The 15,020-nt window shown below is 51.7% G+C and carries 13 protein-coding genes; 7 read left to right on the plus strand and 6 right to left on the minus strand.

Annotated features, from left to right (window positions below; all coding sequences use genetic code 11):
• Positions 1–70 precede the first annotated feature (70 nt).
• A complete protein-coding gene (gene cysB / locus P2G85_RS02110) occupies positions 71–1,045 on the minus strand; it encodes an HTH-type transcriptional regulator CysB (protein WP_275862448.1) in 975 nt (324 codons plus the stop codon).
• Positions 1,046–1,441: 396 nt separating this feature from the next.
• On the opposite strand from cysB, the gene P2G85_RS02115 reads away from it, so the two are divergent.
• The 5 genes from P2G85_RS02115 (at position 1,442) to ahpF (ending at position 6,624) form a co-directional block, all read left to right on the plus strand.
• Positions 1,442–2,206, plus strand: a complete 765-nt coding sequence (locus P2G85_RS02115; protein ID WP_275862449.1) for a DNA repair protein — start codon at positions 1,442–1,444, stop codon at positions 2,204–2,206.
• An 81-nt stretch (positions 2,207–2,287) separates the two neighbouring features.
• Positions 2,288–3,070, plus strand: a complete 783-nt coding sequence (locus tag P2G85_RS02120; RefSeq protein ID WP_275862450.1) for a tRNA isopentenyl-2-thiomethyl-A-37 hydroxylase MiaE — start codon at positions 2,288–2,290, stop codon at positions 3,068–3,070.
• A 165-nt stretch (positions 3,071–3,235) separates the two neighbouring features.
• Entirely contained in the window at positions 3,236–4,192 is a 957-nt protein-coding gene (locus P2G85_RS02125; protein WP_275862451.1) for an AEC family transporter, read from the plus strand.
• Positions 4,193–4,347: 155 nt separating this feature from the next.
• The gene (gene ahpC / locus P2G85_RS02130; protein WP_275862452.1) at positions 4,348–4,905 is read left to right on the plus strand and encodes an alkyl hydroperoxide reductase subunit C; all 558 of its coding nucleotides are present in this window, start codon (positions 4,348–4,350) and stop codon (positions 4,903–4,905) included.
• 150 nt (positions 4,906–5,055) lie between these two features.
• Positions 5,056–6,624, plus strand: coding sequence for an alkyl hydroperoxide reductase subunit F (ahpF, locus tag P2G85_RS02135; protein ID WP_275862453.1), 1,569 nt, complete (start codon positions 5,056–5,058; stop codon positions 6,622–6,624).
• A 192-nt stretch (positions 6,625–6,816) separates the two neighbouring features.
• Here the strand turns inward: ahpF and P2G85_RS02140 are convergent, their stop codons facing one another.
• Positions 6,817–7,764, minus strand: a complete 948-nt coding sequence (locus tag P2G85_RS02140) for a LysR substrate-binding domain-containing protein (protein WP_275862454.1) — start codon at positions 7,762–7,764, stop codon at positions 6,817–6,819.
• Between the two features lie 144 nt (positions 7,765–7,908).
• Here P2G85_RS02140 and P2G85_RS02145 point away from each other — a divergent pair, with 144 nt between their 5' ends.
• Together P2G85_RS02145 and P2G85_RS02150 are read left to right on the plus strand one after the other, a co-directional pair.
• The gene (locus tag P2G85_RS02145; RefSeq protein ID WP_275862455.1) at positions 7,909–9,090 is read left to right on the plus strand and encodes a M20 aminoacylase family protein; all 1,182 of its coding nucleotides are present in this window, start codon (positions 7,909–7,911) and stop codon (positions 9,088–9,090) included.
• Between the two features lie 22 nt (positions 9,091–9,112).
• Positions 9,113–10,627, plus strand: coding sequence for an AbgT family transporter (locus P2G85_RS02150; RefSeq protein WP_275862456.1), 1,515 nt, complete (start codon positions 9,113–9,115; stop codon positions 10,625–10,627).
• A 179-nt stretch (positions 10,628–10,806) separates the two neighbouring features.
• Here the strand turns inward: P2G85_RS02150 and P2G85_RS02155 are convergent, their stop codons facing one another.
• The 4 genes from P2G85_RS02155 to P2G85_RS02170 form a co-directional block, all read right to left on the minus strand.
• Positions 10,807–11,598 carry a hypothetical protein gene (locus tag P2G85_RS02155; RefSeq protein WP_275862457.1) on the minus strand — a complete coding sequence of 264 codons (792 nt, stop codon included), beginning with the start codon at positions 11,596–11,598 and terminating at the stop codon, positions 10,807–10,809.
• A gap of 252 nt (positions 11,599–11,850) precedes the next feature.
• A complete protein-coding gene (locus P2G85_RS02160; RefSeq protein WP_275862458.1) occupies positions 11,851–12,750 on the minus strand; it encodes a YeeE/YedE thiosulfate transporter family protein in 900 nt (299 codons plus the stop codon).
• 244 nt (positions 12,751–12,994) lie between these two features.
• Positions 12,995–13,717: an ABC transporter ATP-binding protein gene (locus tag P2G85_RS02165; RefSeq protein WP_275862459.1), complete on the minus strand. Its 723-nt coding sequence runs from the start codon at positions 13,715–13,717 to the stop codon at positions 12,995–12,997.
• Between the two features lie 19 nt (positions 13,718–13,736).
• Positions 13,737–15,020 (minus strand): ABC transporter permease, encoded by a 1,284-nt coding sequence (locus tag P2G85_RS02170; protein WP_275862460.1) that lies wholly within the window; start codon positions 15,018–15,020, stop codon positions 13,737–13,739.

The following is a 15,020-nucleotide window of genomic DNA, read 5'->3' on the forward strand; positions in this document are numbered from 1 at the left end:
TACCCAAGCCCGCCAGACTGAAACATATCTCGTGACGGCTTGGGCATCCAGACTATCGGGCGATGCGAGTTTATCTCACCGGCAGCTCGATATCTTTAAACATCTCTTCAATTTCCGCGTTCGATTTAAGTGAGATCGCCTGCTCTACTACCGGGCGGGTCAAGTGTGGCGCAAAACGCTCCATAAAGTCGAACATGTAAGAGCGCAGGAAGGTCCCGCGACGGAAACCAATGCTGGTGGTACTCGCACCAAACAGGTGGCTGGCATCAATCGCAACCAAATCGCTGTCCTGTTCTTCATCTACCGCCATGCTGGCAATCACACCGACACCAATCCCCATTCGGACATAGGTTTTGATCACGTCAGCATCCGTAGCGGTAAAGACCACTTTAGGTGTCAGCCCCTCACGATTGAAGGCAGTATCAAGCTCTGATCGACCAGTAAAACCAAACACATAGGTCACCAGTGGGTATGCCGCCAGATCGTGGATGGTGATCGACGACTTCTTCGCTAACGCATGGTCTTTCGGGACTACAATAGAGCGATTCCAGTGATAACAAGGCAGCATAATTGCGTCTTGATACAGGTGCAGTGCTTCAGTCGCAATCGCGAAGTTTGCCGTGCCTTTGGCAATCGCCTCGGACATTTGTGATGGCGTTCCCTGATGCATATGAAGCGACACTTTCGGGTAACGAGCAGTAAAGCCTTTGATCACATCAGGCAGTGCATAACGAGCCTGAGTGTGGGTTGTTGAGATGTTTAACGTCCCCATTTCCGGATGGGTATGCTCACCGGCAACCGCTTTTATACTTTCCACCCGTGCCAGAATTTCTTGCGAAATTCTCACTATCTCCTGCCCGGCTGGCGTGACCTGCGTCAAATGCTTACCGCTACGTTCAAAAATTTGGATGCCCAGCTCATCTTCCAGCAACCTTACCTGCTTACTGATCCCCGGTTGCGAAGTATACAGACTCTCTGCGGTGGCGGAGACGTTTAAGTTATGGTTTACAACCTCAACAATATATTTCAGTTGCTGCAGCTTCATGGTAATCCCTTACTCATTAATTCGAGATAGAAAGTGTCAAACCGATTACGATAGATTGAGCCCGGCCCTCATCCCGAATAAAGAGAGGTTATGCATATTGAACTCATTCCACAGACTAAACGCCGACTATATAATCAATAGTTATAACGCTTTCATTACGAAATGAACAGGAAAAACTAACTTATATCGTTGTTTTATAGCTACATCTCTAGCCAGTGAGGCAAAAAGTACCGGTTAGCAAGCAACAATGACAGTGCTTGATTGGATATAGGGCACTCAGATATCAAGCAAAATGTGTGATGGACGAAATATTCACACAAATTAACTGCCGACTGAGATAATATTCATGTATTCTTGAACGCTAGCCATTAAAACGGAAGAGCAGACAATAAAGATATGAATATTGGTTTAATTATCGCTTTAGTAGCCATTCTGTTGGTGTTAGTCCTTGGCTATAACATCATGTTGCAATACAAAGTGAAGGTCGAAACAGCAAGGCGTCAGGAATCAGCCCGCTACGTCGCCCTGATCGACGGAACGGAAGAGTTGATTGGCCACGCCCATCACATTCCTTACAGCAAAGAGCTGTTGGTGTGCCTCAACAACCGAATTCTTGATGCTTTAGAGAACATGTACGAGCTCGATCCAAGAAATAAACAACTGGCGCAACGTATTGAAAATATGAAGCAGCAGATCCAGCAGCTCAGAGAGAATTACCAGGGTGGTGAAAGCAGCAGCTTCAAAATGCCCAGCAGTGACAAGCAAGCCATTGTGATGTTAAAACTGGTCAAGCGCCTGCGCGATACCATACGTAATGAACATAACAAAGGTCGTTTGGATACCCAAACTTACGTCACCGAAAATGCCCGTCTGGAAACCATGCAGATCCGGATCAACATTGAGAACGTGATCAAGCGTGCCAACGACGCCATTGCGCGTGGCCAGCCAGGCACGGCACTGCAATTATTGCGTAAAGGCATCGATGCACTGAGCACCAAAAATGACGCTTATTCCGTGCAAGCCAAACAAAAGCTGGAAGAGATGCTCGGTGACCTGGATAAACGCCGTCAGGATAAAAATGATGCCGAGATGCAGCAAATCGTTGATCGTGAGCGTAACAACGATATGGACGAACTCTTCGGCGAAAAGAAAAAGTGGTAGTTTTTGCTACCCAGACCAGGATAAAGGCTGCGATTCGCAGCCTTTTTCGTATATTAAGAAAGTAAAGCCAAAAAAACGACAATGATTAACCTAGATTCTTATCAAGATCTTCTGGCGCCTATCAGCCACTTCCTACAGTGCGCAACACCTGAGGAGTGGATCACCGAAGCCAGAAAACCGGAAAACCTCACCACCATTTTATTGGATCACCTGCTGTGTGAACTTAAGGCGGGACAATCTGCGATGTATCTGATCCGCAAATATGCCGTCGATCAGAGCAGTGCCCATGTGCTGCTGGATTGGTTCAAACCGTATGAAGATTTTGCCTACCGGAAAACCGGTTCGCTGGAAACCCTGAAAGGAAAAAGCAATATCTCCAAAGCGATCATCGCGAAATCAGACTCTCCCTACAGCCAGGAGCTGATCGATAAAATGGTCCTGCTGATCAAAGAGGAACTGCACCACTTCTACCAAGTGCTGGAGATCATGCACAGCCGTGGTATCGAATATCAGAATATTGCCGCCAGTCGTTACGCAAAATCGCTGATCTCACACATGAAAACTCATGAGCCAGAAACCCTGATCGACAAACTGATCATCGGCGCTTACATCGAGGCCCGCTCATGTGAGCGTTTTGCTAAACTGGCACCGCACATGGATGACGACATTGCCAGGTTTTATATATCGCTACTGCGCTCTGAAGCGCGCCACTATCAGGATTACCTGCTGTTAGCTGAGCAAATTGCCGGTCAAGACATCAGCGAGCGCGTGGCCTATTTTGGCCGCGTAGAGGCCGAGCTGATTTCAACGCCGGATAACGACTTTAAGTTCCACAGTGGTATTCCGCTCTGCGACGTGGCTTAAGCATACTCAGCCCCACTCACGCCCACCCCAGCGGTGGGCGCTGCTGCCTCTTCATCCTGGCGCAACTGACAAAAAATATCCGGATAATGCCCCGCTGCACCCAAAACCATGATTTAATTGTGCATACAGGCTCATTAACCCACTTTTACTCAGGTGACGATTCGCATGGATGCTGTTTTTCACCAGTTGCAATTCTCTCTGTCGATCACCGGACCGATCTGCTTAATGCTGCTACTCGGAGTAGTGTTTAAACGCATTGGTGTGATCAACGATAATTTTATCGACATTGGCTCGAAACTGGTGTTTCAGGTCACCCTACCGACCATGTTGTTCCTCAGTATTGTCACCTCCGAGCATGACTTTTCGGCAGCCAGCCGGTTCGTCTATTTTTCGGCCCTGGCCAGTATTGCCTTTTTTGTCTTCACTTTTGCCTCGGTGCAATGGTGCTTTAGCGGCTCACCTGATCGCGGGATCATTATTCAAGGCAGCTTCCGCGCCAACACCGGTATCATCGGCATCGCTTATGTCGCCAATGCTTACGGCTCACAGGGATTAGCGCTGGCGGCGTTATATGTTGCCGCCATTACGTTTGTCTACAACGTCCAGGCGGTGCTCTGTCTGTCACCCAGAAACCGTGACTCAGGCACGCAAGCAGTAAAAATGATGCTTGGCACCTTAACCAGAAACCCGCTGATTATTGCCATCTTATCCGGGTTCTTGTTCTACCTGCTTGCAATACCGGTCCCGCAGATCGCCATTGAAGCCGGTGATTACCTGTCAAAAATGACGCTGCCGCTTGCCCTGCTCTGTACCGGCGGCTCGCTTAACTTTGGCCAAATGAAACGCGAAACCGGCCCGGCGTGGTTTGCCAGCAGCTACAAACTGATAGTTGCCCCGGGCATAATTACACTTAGCGCCTACCTGCTCGGCTTTGAAGGGCTGGAACTTGGGATCCTGTTTTTTATGAACGCCTCTCCCGTCGCGGCCGCCAGCTATGTCATGGCCCGCGCAATGGGAGGCAATGCCACCCTCGCCGCCAATATCATTGCCCTCACCACGTTACTCTCCACCCTGAGCTGCACACTAGGCATCGTAGTATTAAAAACTGCCGGTCTGATTTAGTTCCCCGGACAGCCACGAGTGCTTATCTGGTCTTGATAACTTTTGCCTATCAATTGGATAGAAACAAGCAATTTTCTTTTTATTCAGTCAAATGGGAAGATACTTTCCGTCAGCAAGACATTGCAACTCTAATAACTTAAAGGAAAGTAAAGATTATGATTAACACTCAGATTAAGCCATTTAACGCAACAGCATTTAAAAATGGTGAGTTTGTCGAAATTACCGAACAAGACGTTCTGGGCAAATGGGCGGTGTTCTTCTTCTATCCTGCCGACTTCACCTTTGTCTGCCCGACTGAACTGGGCGACCTGGCCGACCATTACGAAGAGCTACAAAAGCGCGGCGTAGAAGTCTACTCAGTATCGACCGATACCCACTTCACCCACAAAGCATGGCATGACAGCTCCGATACCATCGGCAAAATCAACTACTACATGGTGGGTGACCAAACCGGCAACATCACCAATAACTTTGGTGTGATGCGTGAAGGCCAGGGTCTGGCAGACCGTGCCACTTTCCTGATAGACCCGCAAGGTGTGATCCAGGCAATGGAAATCACCGCAGAAGGCATCGGCCGCGACACGGACGATCTGCTGCGCAAAGTCAAAGCCGCGCAGTATGTCGCATCAAACCCAGGGGAAGTTTGCCCGGCGAAATGGAAAGAAGGTGAAGAAACGCTGGCTCCATCTCTGGACCTGATCGGCAAAATCTAAGCCTTAACCAACCCACGCTCATCGCGTTTTCCTTAATAAAAGAGCACGCCGGGTGCCTATAGCAGACATTAATTTTGCCCCGGCCTGCTCTCACTACAAGATTTTATCCAGAGTAACCACTCTCTTTGTATTTAAAAGGTGTGATTCAACATGCTAGACCAAGCAATCCAACAACAGTTAAAACAGTATCTATCAAACGTCAGCCATGACGTCCGGCTAGTGGTTAGTCTCGATGAAAGCAAAGCCGCTCAGGATCTGCTGGCGCTTGCCAATCAAATCGCCGGGCTGAGCGACCATATTTCGGTGGTGCGTGATGACAGTGCCAGCGAACGCAAACCGGTAATGACGGTGTCTAACCCGGACAAAGGCAGCGAACTGCGTTTTGCCGGAGTGCCGATGGGGCATGAGTTTACCTCCCTAGTGCTGGCACTGCTCCACTCTGGCGGGCATCCGACTAAACTGGACGATGACGTCATCGAACAAATTGCCCGTCTGGACAAATCACTGGAGGTAGAGATCTTTATTTCGCTCTCTTGTCAGAACTGCCCGGACGTGGTGCAGGCCTTCAACATGATGGCGGCGATTAACCCGAAGATCCGTACGACCATGGTCGACGGTGCCCTGTTTCAGGAAGAAGTTCAGCAACGTGACATTCTGGCCGTGCCGAGTGTGTATGTAAATGGCGAGCTGTTTGGCCAGGGCCGTATGTCACTTAATGAAATTCTCAGCAAACTGGATGACACCGCCGCAGAAAAGGCGGCGCAGACTCTCAGTCAGAAAGATCCGTATGATGTATTGGTGGTCGGCGGCGGTCCTGGCGGCAGTGCGGCGGCCCTGTATGCGGCACGCAAAGGCATCCGTACCGGTGTTGTGGCCAAACGCTTTGGCGGCCAGGTGATGGACACCATGGCAATCGAAAACTTTATTTCAGTGAAGCATACTGAGGGCCCTAAGCTGGCCAGCGATCTGGCCGCCCATTTAAAAGAGTACCAGGTAGATGTGGTTACCGAGCAGCAGGCCAGCAAACTGATGGGTGCCGCGCATACCAGCGATGGTTACATTCATGTTCAGCTGGAAAGCGGCGCCACACTGAAAAGTAAGAGCGTGATCTTAAGCCCGGGCGCTCGCTGGCGCGAGATGAACGTGCCTGGTGAACAAGAGTACCGCAACAAAGGGGTGGCTTACTGCCCTCACTGTGATGGCCCTCTGTTCAAAGGCAAGAAAACCGCGGTGATCGGCGGGGGTAACTCCGGTATCGAAGCGGCGATCGATCTGGCCGGTATTGTTGAGCACGTGACCGTACTGGAGTTTGCCGATGTGCTGCGTGCCGATCAGGTGCTGATCGATAAAGCCCGCTCTTTGCCTAACATCGACATCATTACCATGGCACAGACCACCGCAGTCCTTGGCGACGGCACACGGGTAACCGGTCTGGAATATAAAGATCGCAGCACAGGCGCAATCAAACAGCTCGAGCTTTCCGGTATCTTCGTCCAAATCGGTTTGGTTCCGAATACCGAGTGGCTGAAAGACTCTGATGTGACACTGTCACCTAGAGGTGAAATTGAAGTGGGCAGCCGCGGCGAAACCAGTATGGATGGCGTGTTTGCTGCCGGCGATGCCACGACGGTCCCTTACAAGCAGATCATCATTGCCATGGGCGAAGGCGCGAAAGCAAGCCTGGGGGCATTTGACTACCTGATCCGCCAGCAAAACTGACCCCAAACTACCTAACCACGTTAAAGTAAAGCCAGTCTCGCAGTGACTGGCTTTTTGTTGCCCGTCACTCCCGTTCCATGCAGCCTCTTCTTGCTGTGCTTTCCGGGCGTCTCAGGGCTTGTTCGCCATAGCTGTGGCTTGCCTTCCTGAAGCTTAAAGCTTAAATACTATATACAAACAAGTACTTAAACATCAATTAAGCTTCTCTTTATCCGCACGGGATAACACCTCCAGGCTAGCCTGTATCTTTGCCTCGACGAAGCTGACCAATTGATTGTTAAGCGCATTAATCGCCGGCTCAATATTCTTTGCCAGCGGCAAAATGATCTGAAAATCGTAGCGGACTTCAAATGACAGCGGGCGGACAACAATCCCTGCACGCTGCGCTTCACAAGCCGATACCGTATTCACTACCGACAAACCGGTGCCATTTTCCACCAGCTTCAGTGCCATCTCACTCAGTGATACCGTCCAGATTTTCCGTGGCGTGATATGATTTTCCATCATGAGCTGGGTCAGCAAACTCCGGCCCTGCTCATTCGGCTCACCGCAGATCAAGGTTTCATTTTCAAAATCGTCGATGTCAATCACGGCTTTCTCTGCCAGCGGATGCGCCGCCGGGATTAAACAAACACCGGGCAGTGAATAGAAAAAGCTCTGGTAACGCGGGTCAGGACGCAGATCGGTGGTAATGCCAAAATCAAAACGTTGCGCCACCATATCATCCGGGATCTGAGAAGAACGGTAGCAATACAGGCTGATTTCTAAATCCGGGCGTGGTTCTGCCAGTTGGGCCGCCGCATCAGGGATCAGACTCATCGAAAACGACGGCATTGTGACGATCCGCAGTTGACCCGCCGCCTGATCGCGCAGGCGATGAGCAAACTGACGCAAATGACTCAGGCCAAGATACACCCGCTGCACCTCATCATAAAACAAACTTCCGCGCCGTGTCGGCAACAGGCGGTTGTTTTGACGCTCAAACAACGCAAATCCAAGTCGGGATTCCAACTGCTTGATCAGTCGGCTGACGGCTGGCTGAGAGATCAGCATTTTATCTGCCGCTTCCGTCGCACTACTGGTCTTCATTACCCACATGAAAGCTTCGATCTGGCTGTCGGTAAACCCTCGGTGAGCCATAACATTTCCTTATCCATCAATAATCACAAGTCATTAGAAAGCAGCAACAGAGCCATTATAAAGTAAAAAGCAACAAAAATATCACACGCACACCAATTGTATAACATTTAAATATAACAAATTGGAATAGAGAAGGATAAAGTCATGATCGAAGAAATTTGTCAGCATCAGGAAATGTTTAAAGCCTGGCGCCACGATTTTCATCAGCACCCGGAGCTGGGGTTTGAAGAACACCGTACTGCGCAGATCGTCGCTGATAAGTTGGCGGAATGGGGGTTCGATGCAGTGCATACCGGTATCGCCGGCACCGGGGTGGTCGGTGTCCTGCACGGCAACACCTCTTCTCCCCGCGCCATTGGCTTGCGGGCGGATATGGATGCGCTGCAAATGACGGAGAACAACACATTCCGCCACGCATCTTGTCATCAGGGGAAAATGCACGGTTGTGGCCATGACGGGCATACTGCCATGCTGCTCGCCGCCGCCTGGTACCTCTCGCGCCACCGTGAGTTCTCCGGAACCGTTCACTTTATTTTCCAGCCAGCGGAAGAGGGCCTGGGCGGCGCCAAGGTGATGTTGGACGAGGGCCTGTTTGAGCGTTTTCCGTGTCAGCGAATCTATGGCATGCACAACATGCCCGGTATCCCCAAAGGGCAGTTCTGGTTGCGCGAAGGCGCAATCCTGGCGAGCTCCGACCGTTTTACTATTGAAATCAGCGGTAAAGGCGGCCATGCTGCGATGCCGCATCAGGCGGTCGATCCGCTTCTGGCGCTGAGTGCCATCATCAATGGCGGCCAATCAATCATCAGCCGCAACACCTCACCCTTTGAGTCGGCAGTGTTGTCTTTCACCGATGTGCGCGCCGGATCCGGTACGTTCAACGTCATTCCGGATAAGGCCACCATGATGGGCTGTATCCGCACCTTTGATGAAGGGGTACGTGAACGCACCATCACACGCCTGAAGCAGTTGGTCGAAAACACCGCGCTTGGATATGGCGCCAGTGCATCGGTCATTTTCCATCCCGGCAATTACCCCGCAACGGTCAATCACCCGGTAGCCACGCGCATCGCAACCACCGTCGCCCGTGAGGTTGTCGGCACAGAGAACGTTAACCCTGACTGCCTGCCACTGTCCGGCAGTGAAGATTTCTCCTTTATGCTCCAGGCCGTCCCCGGCTGTTACCTGCTGATCGGCAACGGCCTGGAAGGAGAAACCGGCGGCGTCTGTGTACACAACCCGAATTACGATTTTAACGACGACATTATTTCGGCTGGCGCGTCTTTGTTTGTCCGCCTGATTGAACACGAAATGCCACAACTGTAAGACGCAACAAAGGAGAATGATCATGGAAGAAAGTAAAAGCCTTGCCCCCGAGACTAACACCGGCGTAATGCACCGCATTGCCAGCCTGGCCAATGCCTTACCCCACCCGTTTATCATGTTTTTCGCCTTGTTTGCGATTACCCTCCTGCTGTCCGGGCTGATGAGTATCTTGGCCAACCCCATTCACCATCCCGCCACCAACGAGTTAGTGCAGGTTCGCTCATTACTCAGTTGGGACGGGCTTGAATTTATGGTCACTAAAACGGTCAGCAATTTTACCAGCTTCCGCCCGCTTGGCCTGGTGTTAACCATGGTGCTGGCACTTGGCCTAATCCAAAAAACCGGCCTGGCGGACGCCACCATCAAACGCATGCTGGCTAACGTGTCACCTCGCCTGATCACACCCGCCGTGGTGATGACCTCGATCATCGGTAATCTGGTCTCCGATGCCGCAGTATTTCTGATCCCCCCGCTGGCCGCCATTATGTATAAAACCGTCGGACGCAATCCAATCGCCGGGATTGTGGTGGCCTTTGTCTCCATTTTTGCTGGTTTCAGTGCCAACTTCTTTATTGCCGGAACCGATCTGTTATTGTCCGGCATCTCAACCGAGGTGGTACAGAGTGTACGGCCGGGCTATGAGGTCAGCGTACTGGCGAACTGGTTCTTTATGTGTGTCTCGGTGCCGTTCATGACGCTGGTGATCACCATCATCAACGACAAATACAGTGAACCCATGCTGGCACGCTTTGTCTCAAACGACTCAGAACAAAAAGAAGAAACTGTTGCGCAGCTCACTCCGGCCGAGCAACGCGCCTTGCGCAAAACCGGGCTGGTTGCCCTGGCCTATATTGCCCTGGTAGCGCTGCTGGTTGTGCCGCAAAGCTCCGGGTTAAGGAATGCCGGGGGCGGCTTACTTCCGTCGCCATTTATGACCGGCCTGGTGCCCATTATCATGTTGTTCTTCTGCACAACCGGGATTGTGTATGGGGTTTTGGTCGGCAAAATCAAACGGGCCGGTGATGTTCCGCGCCTGATGGAAGAAGCAATGCGCGACATGTGCGGGTTTATCGTGATTGTATTCATGGTGGCCCAGTTTATCGCGATCTTTAATTGGTCAAACCTGGCGATCGTGGGCGCCGTTAGCGGGGCCGACTGGCTGGTGAATCTTAACCTGCCGCCCGCTCTGGTACTGGGCGGGTTTATCTTGCTGGCGGCATTTATCAACCTGTTCATCTACAGCGGTTCTGCACAGTGGGCGCTGATGGCACCGATTTTCCTGCCGATGTTGATGCTGCTGGGGTTAGAGCCGGAGTCGATTCAGGCCGCCTACCGCATTGCCGACTCCTCGACCAACGTGATCTCGCCGATTAACCCGTACTTACCCTTGATACTGGCGGTGATCCAGGGCTATAACAAGTCCTTTTCCCTGGGTCATCTGCTGACCACCGCCGTCCCGTATTCAATCGCGATACTCACCAGCTGGAGTGCGCTGTTTTTTATCTGGTATGGCCTCGGCCTGCCATTCGGCCTGTAAGGCTTGTCCGACCGGCACAAGCCACGCTGGAGGAGTAAAGAGCGCTGACTCACGAGCCTGACTAATGTGTTCAGGCTCGCAACACGATCGCCGGCAAGGCATTAACGTTCAGGCGGCGCAAAGCCGCCCTCCTGCGTCTTCTCAGCTTCGCTCTTTTTGCTGCAGGTGATTAGCTTTTATCAGCGCATGTATCCCTTCAGCTTTCGGCGTAAGAACTTCGCCAGAGAGAGAAACACATTGGCAAAACTCAAAGGCAGCAGCGTCAGCAGCCCGTTACCCCGGCCATAGCCCGGATTGGTTTGCAGGTAGTATTGTACCACCGGGTTAATGTTGGCCTGCCAGTACTGTTTGTCTGCCGCTGATTCTCTGGTGATCCAGCCGACTTTTCTGACCAGCTCGCTCTGGCCTTCAACCCGTTCAAGGCCAAAGCTGTCGGCCAGCTCCAGCATCATCGCTTTGACCGGCGGCGGAATAACCTGCCCGGGCAGCGGATAACAGCGGTTAAAATACTTGGAAAACATGTACAGCACTGAAGGATGGACAAACGATCCCAGATAGTAAATCGAACTCAGCGGATGCCACAGGCGAAACTTAACTGCCTGATTAAAAGCAAACCAGAGGGTCTGACTGCTTTTTCGGTACTCCCTGAGCAGCCCGGCTTCGGCCCGGAAAATGACCCGCTCCCGGCCGGTGATGCGCCGTTTGAAGCGATGTACCGCGCAGTAGCCAACCCACTCTTTGTGCTCGTTCTGGTAAACCCGAATCCGGGTATAGTCGGCTGGTGAATCCACCACATAAGAACAAAAACTCTCTCTGGTCACGCCATCAAAAATCTTGCAGTGAAGTTGATACAGGGCATCGGTAAAAAGCTGCTTTTCGAGGGTGGTTAAGCCGGCCGGGTTAACCGTCAAGGTATGCCGGATCATACTCGCGGCGGGCATGAAGGGTGGATATTTCCGTTTTATTGTCATTGTTACCACCACTCAATAAAGGGATTCCCTTTAATTTTAGGTGATAGAATGCACATCAGCGACGCTATTCGGTAAAAACGGTCTCACGGCGGCGTTAATCTCATCAGTAGCCAGTTAACCCCGGCCCCAGCCTCGCTAAAACCTGTTTCAGCCGCAACAAACACTAGCCACACAAAAAATAATGCCAGCTTGTTATCGCTGGCATTGTTCAGTTACTTAAGCGCTATGGCATCGGTGTGATTAGAGGCGCATTTATTGCCTATTACCCTGAAGTTTCACACCAATATAAATCCCGATGACAATCGACACCGTCGCGACCAGGCCTGCGGCAGATAACGCAGGTAAAGCGACCAGTAACTGTGAGTCATTCCCGCCACCGGCCATCACCGCCCCTATGCCCATCAGCATCCCCGCCAGAAAGTGTTTAAACAGTCGGGATACGGCCGCCAGTTCAAACTGAAATGATCTCGTCACTACGGCAGCGGCCACCATCCCCAGAACGAGACAGAAAAACAGGTAAAAACGCTCAGCTTTAGGCCAGCTCGCATCATGATCGTTCCATATGGATAGTCCCATCGATTTCAATAACCCGCTGGGTGTCCAGTGTGGCTCATAAAGAAACACCAACCCGGCCATGGCTCCGATAGCGAACATCGACAGCCATAGTTTGCGAACGTTAGCGTAATTTTTAAAAGCCACCACCAACAAAGCGACGGAGAGGCCAATCAACACGCTCATATGTAAAACAGGGGCAATGGTATATCCCTTTCCCGTGTGGCCAACAAACAACTCTGCAAACAGTAACCATGACGCCAACCACCCGATCATGGTCGCGGCCATCAGTACCTGGCCCCGGGCAAAACGACTGATCGTCGACACGCCGCAACCACCATTAAAGGCCGCGCCCAAACCAAAAATGAGTCCCCCGACTGCCGACAACAACGTCGGGAACTGGGCATTGAGATTGACAGGTTGTCCCAGCGAATACGCCGCACCAATCGCTAGCCAGACAAAAGCGCCACTGAGTAGTATGGACATCAAAAAAACAGGATTGCCACCTATGGCTTGTTTAACCCCACGGACCATACAAAGTCCGGTGGTTTGTGCCAAAAAGCCGATAATGGCAATAAACAGCAGGGAGAGAAGCAGCATAATCGTGCCCTTAAATTATTGAAAACACGTTATCAATAACTATAGTAAAGATTCGCTAATCCTTTGGCAGACGGGATATGGACAACAACGGCGCAAGGGGCATCAACCGAAGCGCCCTGACTTTGCCGGGAACCGTCAGCCGCCTTCATTAACAGCCAGAGCGAACCACTAGAACGGCATATCTTCATGCTGCTCTTGTCTGTCAAAATAAGCCTTATCATTCTCAACCCGCGCTAAACCGTGCTCAACATTCCTTACTGTTTTGCGCCGCATTTGTGCTTTGGTCTCGATCAGAAATCACTTTACCATCTTTAATGGTAATGATGCGTCCGGTCCGCCGGGCGAGCGCATTGTCGTGAGTGACAAGGATCAACGTGCGGCCTTCTCTATGCAGTTGGTTAAACAGGGCTTCAATCTCAGCCCCTGATTTAGAATCCAACGCACCAGTAGGCTCATCCGCTAAAATGATTTGCGGATCATTCACCAGCGCTCTTGCGATAGCGACCCGCTGTTTCTGCCCACCAGACAATTGGTTCGGTTTGTGATCCAACCTGTCGCCGAGCCCGACCTGTTCAAGCAGTCTGGCCGCTCGCTCACGGCGCTGTTTGGCTTTGACTCCCGAGTAGACCAGCGGCAGCGCAACATTATCCAGAGCGCTGGCGTACTCAAGCAGATTAAAGCTCTGAAAAACAAAGCCAATTCTCTGATTGCGAATCGCCGCGAGCTGATCAGCACTTAACCGGGCGACATTGTGCCCACCGAGCTGATAGTCACCATCACTCGGCTTATCCAGGCAGCCCAATATGTTCATCAAGGTTGATTTACCTGAACCGGATGGGCCAAGGATCGACAACAGCTCACCTGGGTAAATCGTCAAATCGATCCCATCCAGCGCCCGTACCTGTGTCTCTCCGCTTGAGTAGTACTTGCAAATATTGGTCAGTTCGACCAGCGGCTTGTCAGACATTCTCTCTCCAGAGTGTTGGTTATTCACTTTGTAACGCCTCCAGCGGGCTCACTTTTGCCGCGCGACTGGCAGGCAACCACGCAGAGGCAACACCGATGATCACTAAGGTCGTGATCACGACGGCCACCACTGCCCAAGAGAGCTCCGGGACAGGTTTGCCTAACTGTTCATATAAAACGTTACCTTCAAGGCTGATAGAGCCAATCGCTGCAACCAGAGCATAAGTAACCCCCAGTCCGAGCACTCCACCCATAATCATAGTCAGCAAGGACTGCACCAGGTAATGGAGCCGAATCGCCGTTGGCGTTGCACCGACTGCCATTCGCACGCCGATATCTCGCGTCGATCGTTTGACCGTGGCGTACATTACGTTGGCGATCCCAACCCCCGCGACAGCGAGAGTGACAAAGCCAATAATGCCGAGGAAGCTTTGTAAGCCCATCAGGAACTGCTGCATGCTCTTTTGTTGTAAGAACATATCTTCAACCTGAACAACCTGCTCATCATTGACGCTTGCCCCATGCTTGCGGGCAATGACCTGGCGAATTGTCTGCGCAAGTCTTTCTCTATTCACATCGGCGCCTGGTTCAACGTTTATCGCGCCAATATCACCATTGGTATGAAAACGCTGCCAGGTGGCTAACGGCACAAAACTCGAGTAGTTGATTTGATCACCCTGCTCAATGATGGCGCTGTTCTTGGCCAGTACCCCGACAACGGTAAACTCTTCGTTGCCAATCTTGATCTTTTCACCGACCGGATTGACTTGCAGGGTTACCGCAGCAAACCAGCTAAAATCGTCGACCGGATTAAATAAGTCAGCCGCTAATGAGTAGCCCAGAACCACCACTTTGCGCATCTCTTTTTGATCCAATGGATTCAACCATCGCCCGCCGGGCAGCGGGGTGAGGTTGGTCATCGCGGCAAACTCGGTCGTGACCGCTAAAGGCTCTAGCCATGTGCCGCGATCACCCACGCTAATCGGCTCATTCCATTTCACGCTCGGAGCAACAGCTTGGACCCCAGGCAGCGCCTGGACCACATTCGCATCCGCTTTGTTCAGCGTCAGGAACTTGCCTTGGTGGAACGCGCCATGATCGACGCTCGCCATACCGCCAGTGAGGTAAATAAGATTGCCGTTGCCATTTTGCGCCGTTCTTAGCACCCCCTGACGAATCCCCTCCCCCACGGCCAGCATTGCAGCGATACACCAGGTTGCCCATGCCACAGCCAGAATGGTTAATCCTAAGCGCAGCTTCTCAGCCGCCATCTCTTGAAAGATTTGCCTCATCGGTAACAACAT

The organism is Vibrio sp. CAU 1672 (assembly GCF_029223195.1).
GTDB lineage: Bacteria > Pseudomonadota > Gammaproteobacteria > Enterobacterales > Vibrionaceae > Vibrio.

Bases quoted from the DNA above. Each gene is read 5' to 3' on its own strand.
- P2G85_RS02170 (WP_275862460.1), bottom strand. From the start codon at position 15,020: ATGTTGTTACCGATGAGGCAAATCTTTCAAGAGATGGCGGCTGAGAAG.
- P2G85_RS02160 (WP_275862458.1), bottom strand. From the start codon at position 12,750: ATGCTGCTTCTCTCCCTGCTGTTTATTGCCATTATCGGCTTTTTGGCA.
- P2G85_RS02155 (WP_275862457.1), bottom strand. From the start codon at position 11,598: ATGACAATAAAACGGAAATATCCACCCTTCATGCCCGCCGCGAGTATG.
- P2G85_RS02140 (WP_275862454.1), bottom strand. From the start codon at position 7,764: ATGGCTCACCGAGGGTTTACCGACAGCCAGATCGAAGCTTTCATGTGG.
- P2G85_RS02120 (WP_275862450.1), top strand. From the start codon at position 2,288: ATGATTAACCTAGATTCTTATCAAGATCTTCTGGCGCCTATCAGCCAC.
- P2G85_RS02150 (WP_275862456.1), top strand. From the start codon at position 9,113: ATGGAAGAAAGTAAAAGCCTTGCCCCCGAGACTAACACCGGCGTAATG.
- ahpC (WP_275862452.1), top strand. From the start codon at position 4,348: ATGATTAACACTCAGATTAAGCCATTTAACGCAACAGCATTTAAAAAT.
- P2G85_RS02125 (WP_275862451.1), top strand. From the start codon at position 3,236: ATGGATGCTGTTTTTCACCAGTTGCAATTCTCTCTGTCGATCACCGGA.
- P2G85_RS02115 (WP_275862449.1), top strand. From the start codon at position 1,442: ATGAATATTGGTTTAATTATCGCTTTAGTAGCCATTCTGTTGGTGTTA.
- ahpF (WP_275862453.1), top strand. From the start codon at position 5,056: ATGCTAGACCAAGCAATCCAACAACAGTTAAAACAGTATCTATCAAAC.
- cysB (WP_275862448.1), bottom strand. From the start codon at position 1,045: ATGAAGCTGCAGCAACTGAAATATATTGTTGAGGTTGTAAACCATAAC.
- P2G85_RS02145 (WP_275862455.1), top strand. From the start codon at position 7,909: ATGATCGAAGAAATTTGTCAGCATCAGGAAATGTTTAAAGCCTGGCGC.
- P2G85_RS02165 (WP_275862459.1), bottom strand. From the start codon at position 13,717: ATGTCTGACAAGCCGCTGGTCGAACTGACCAATATTTGCAAGTACTAC.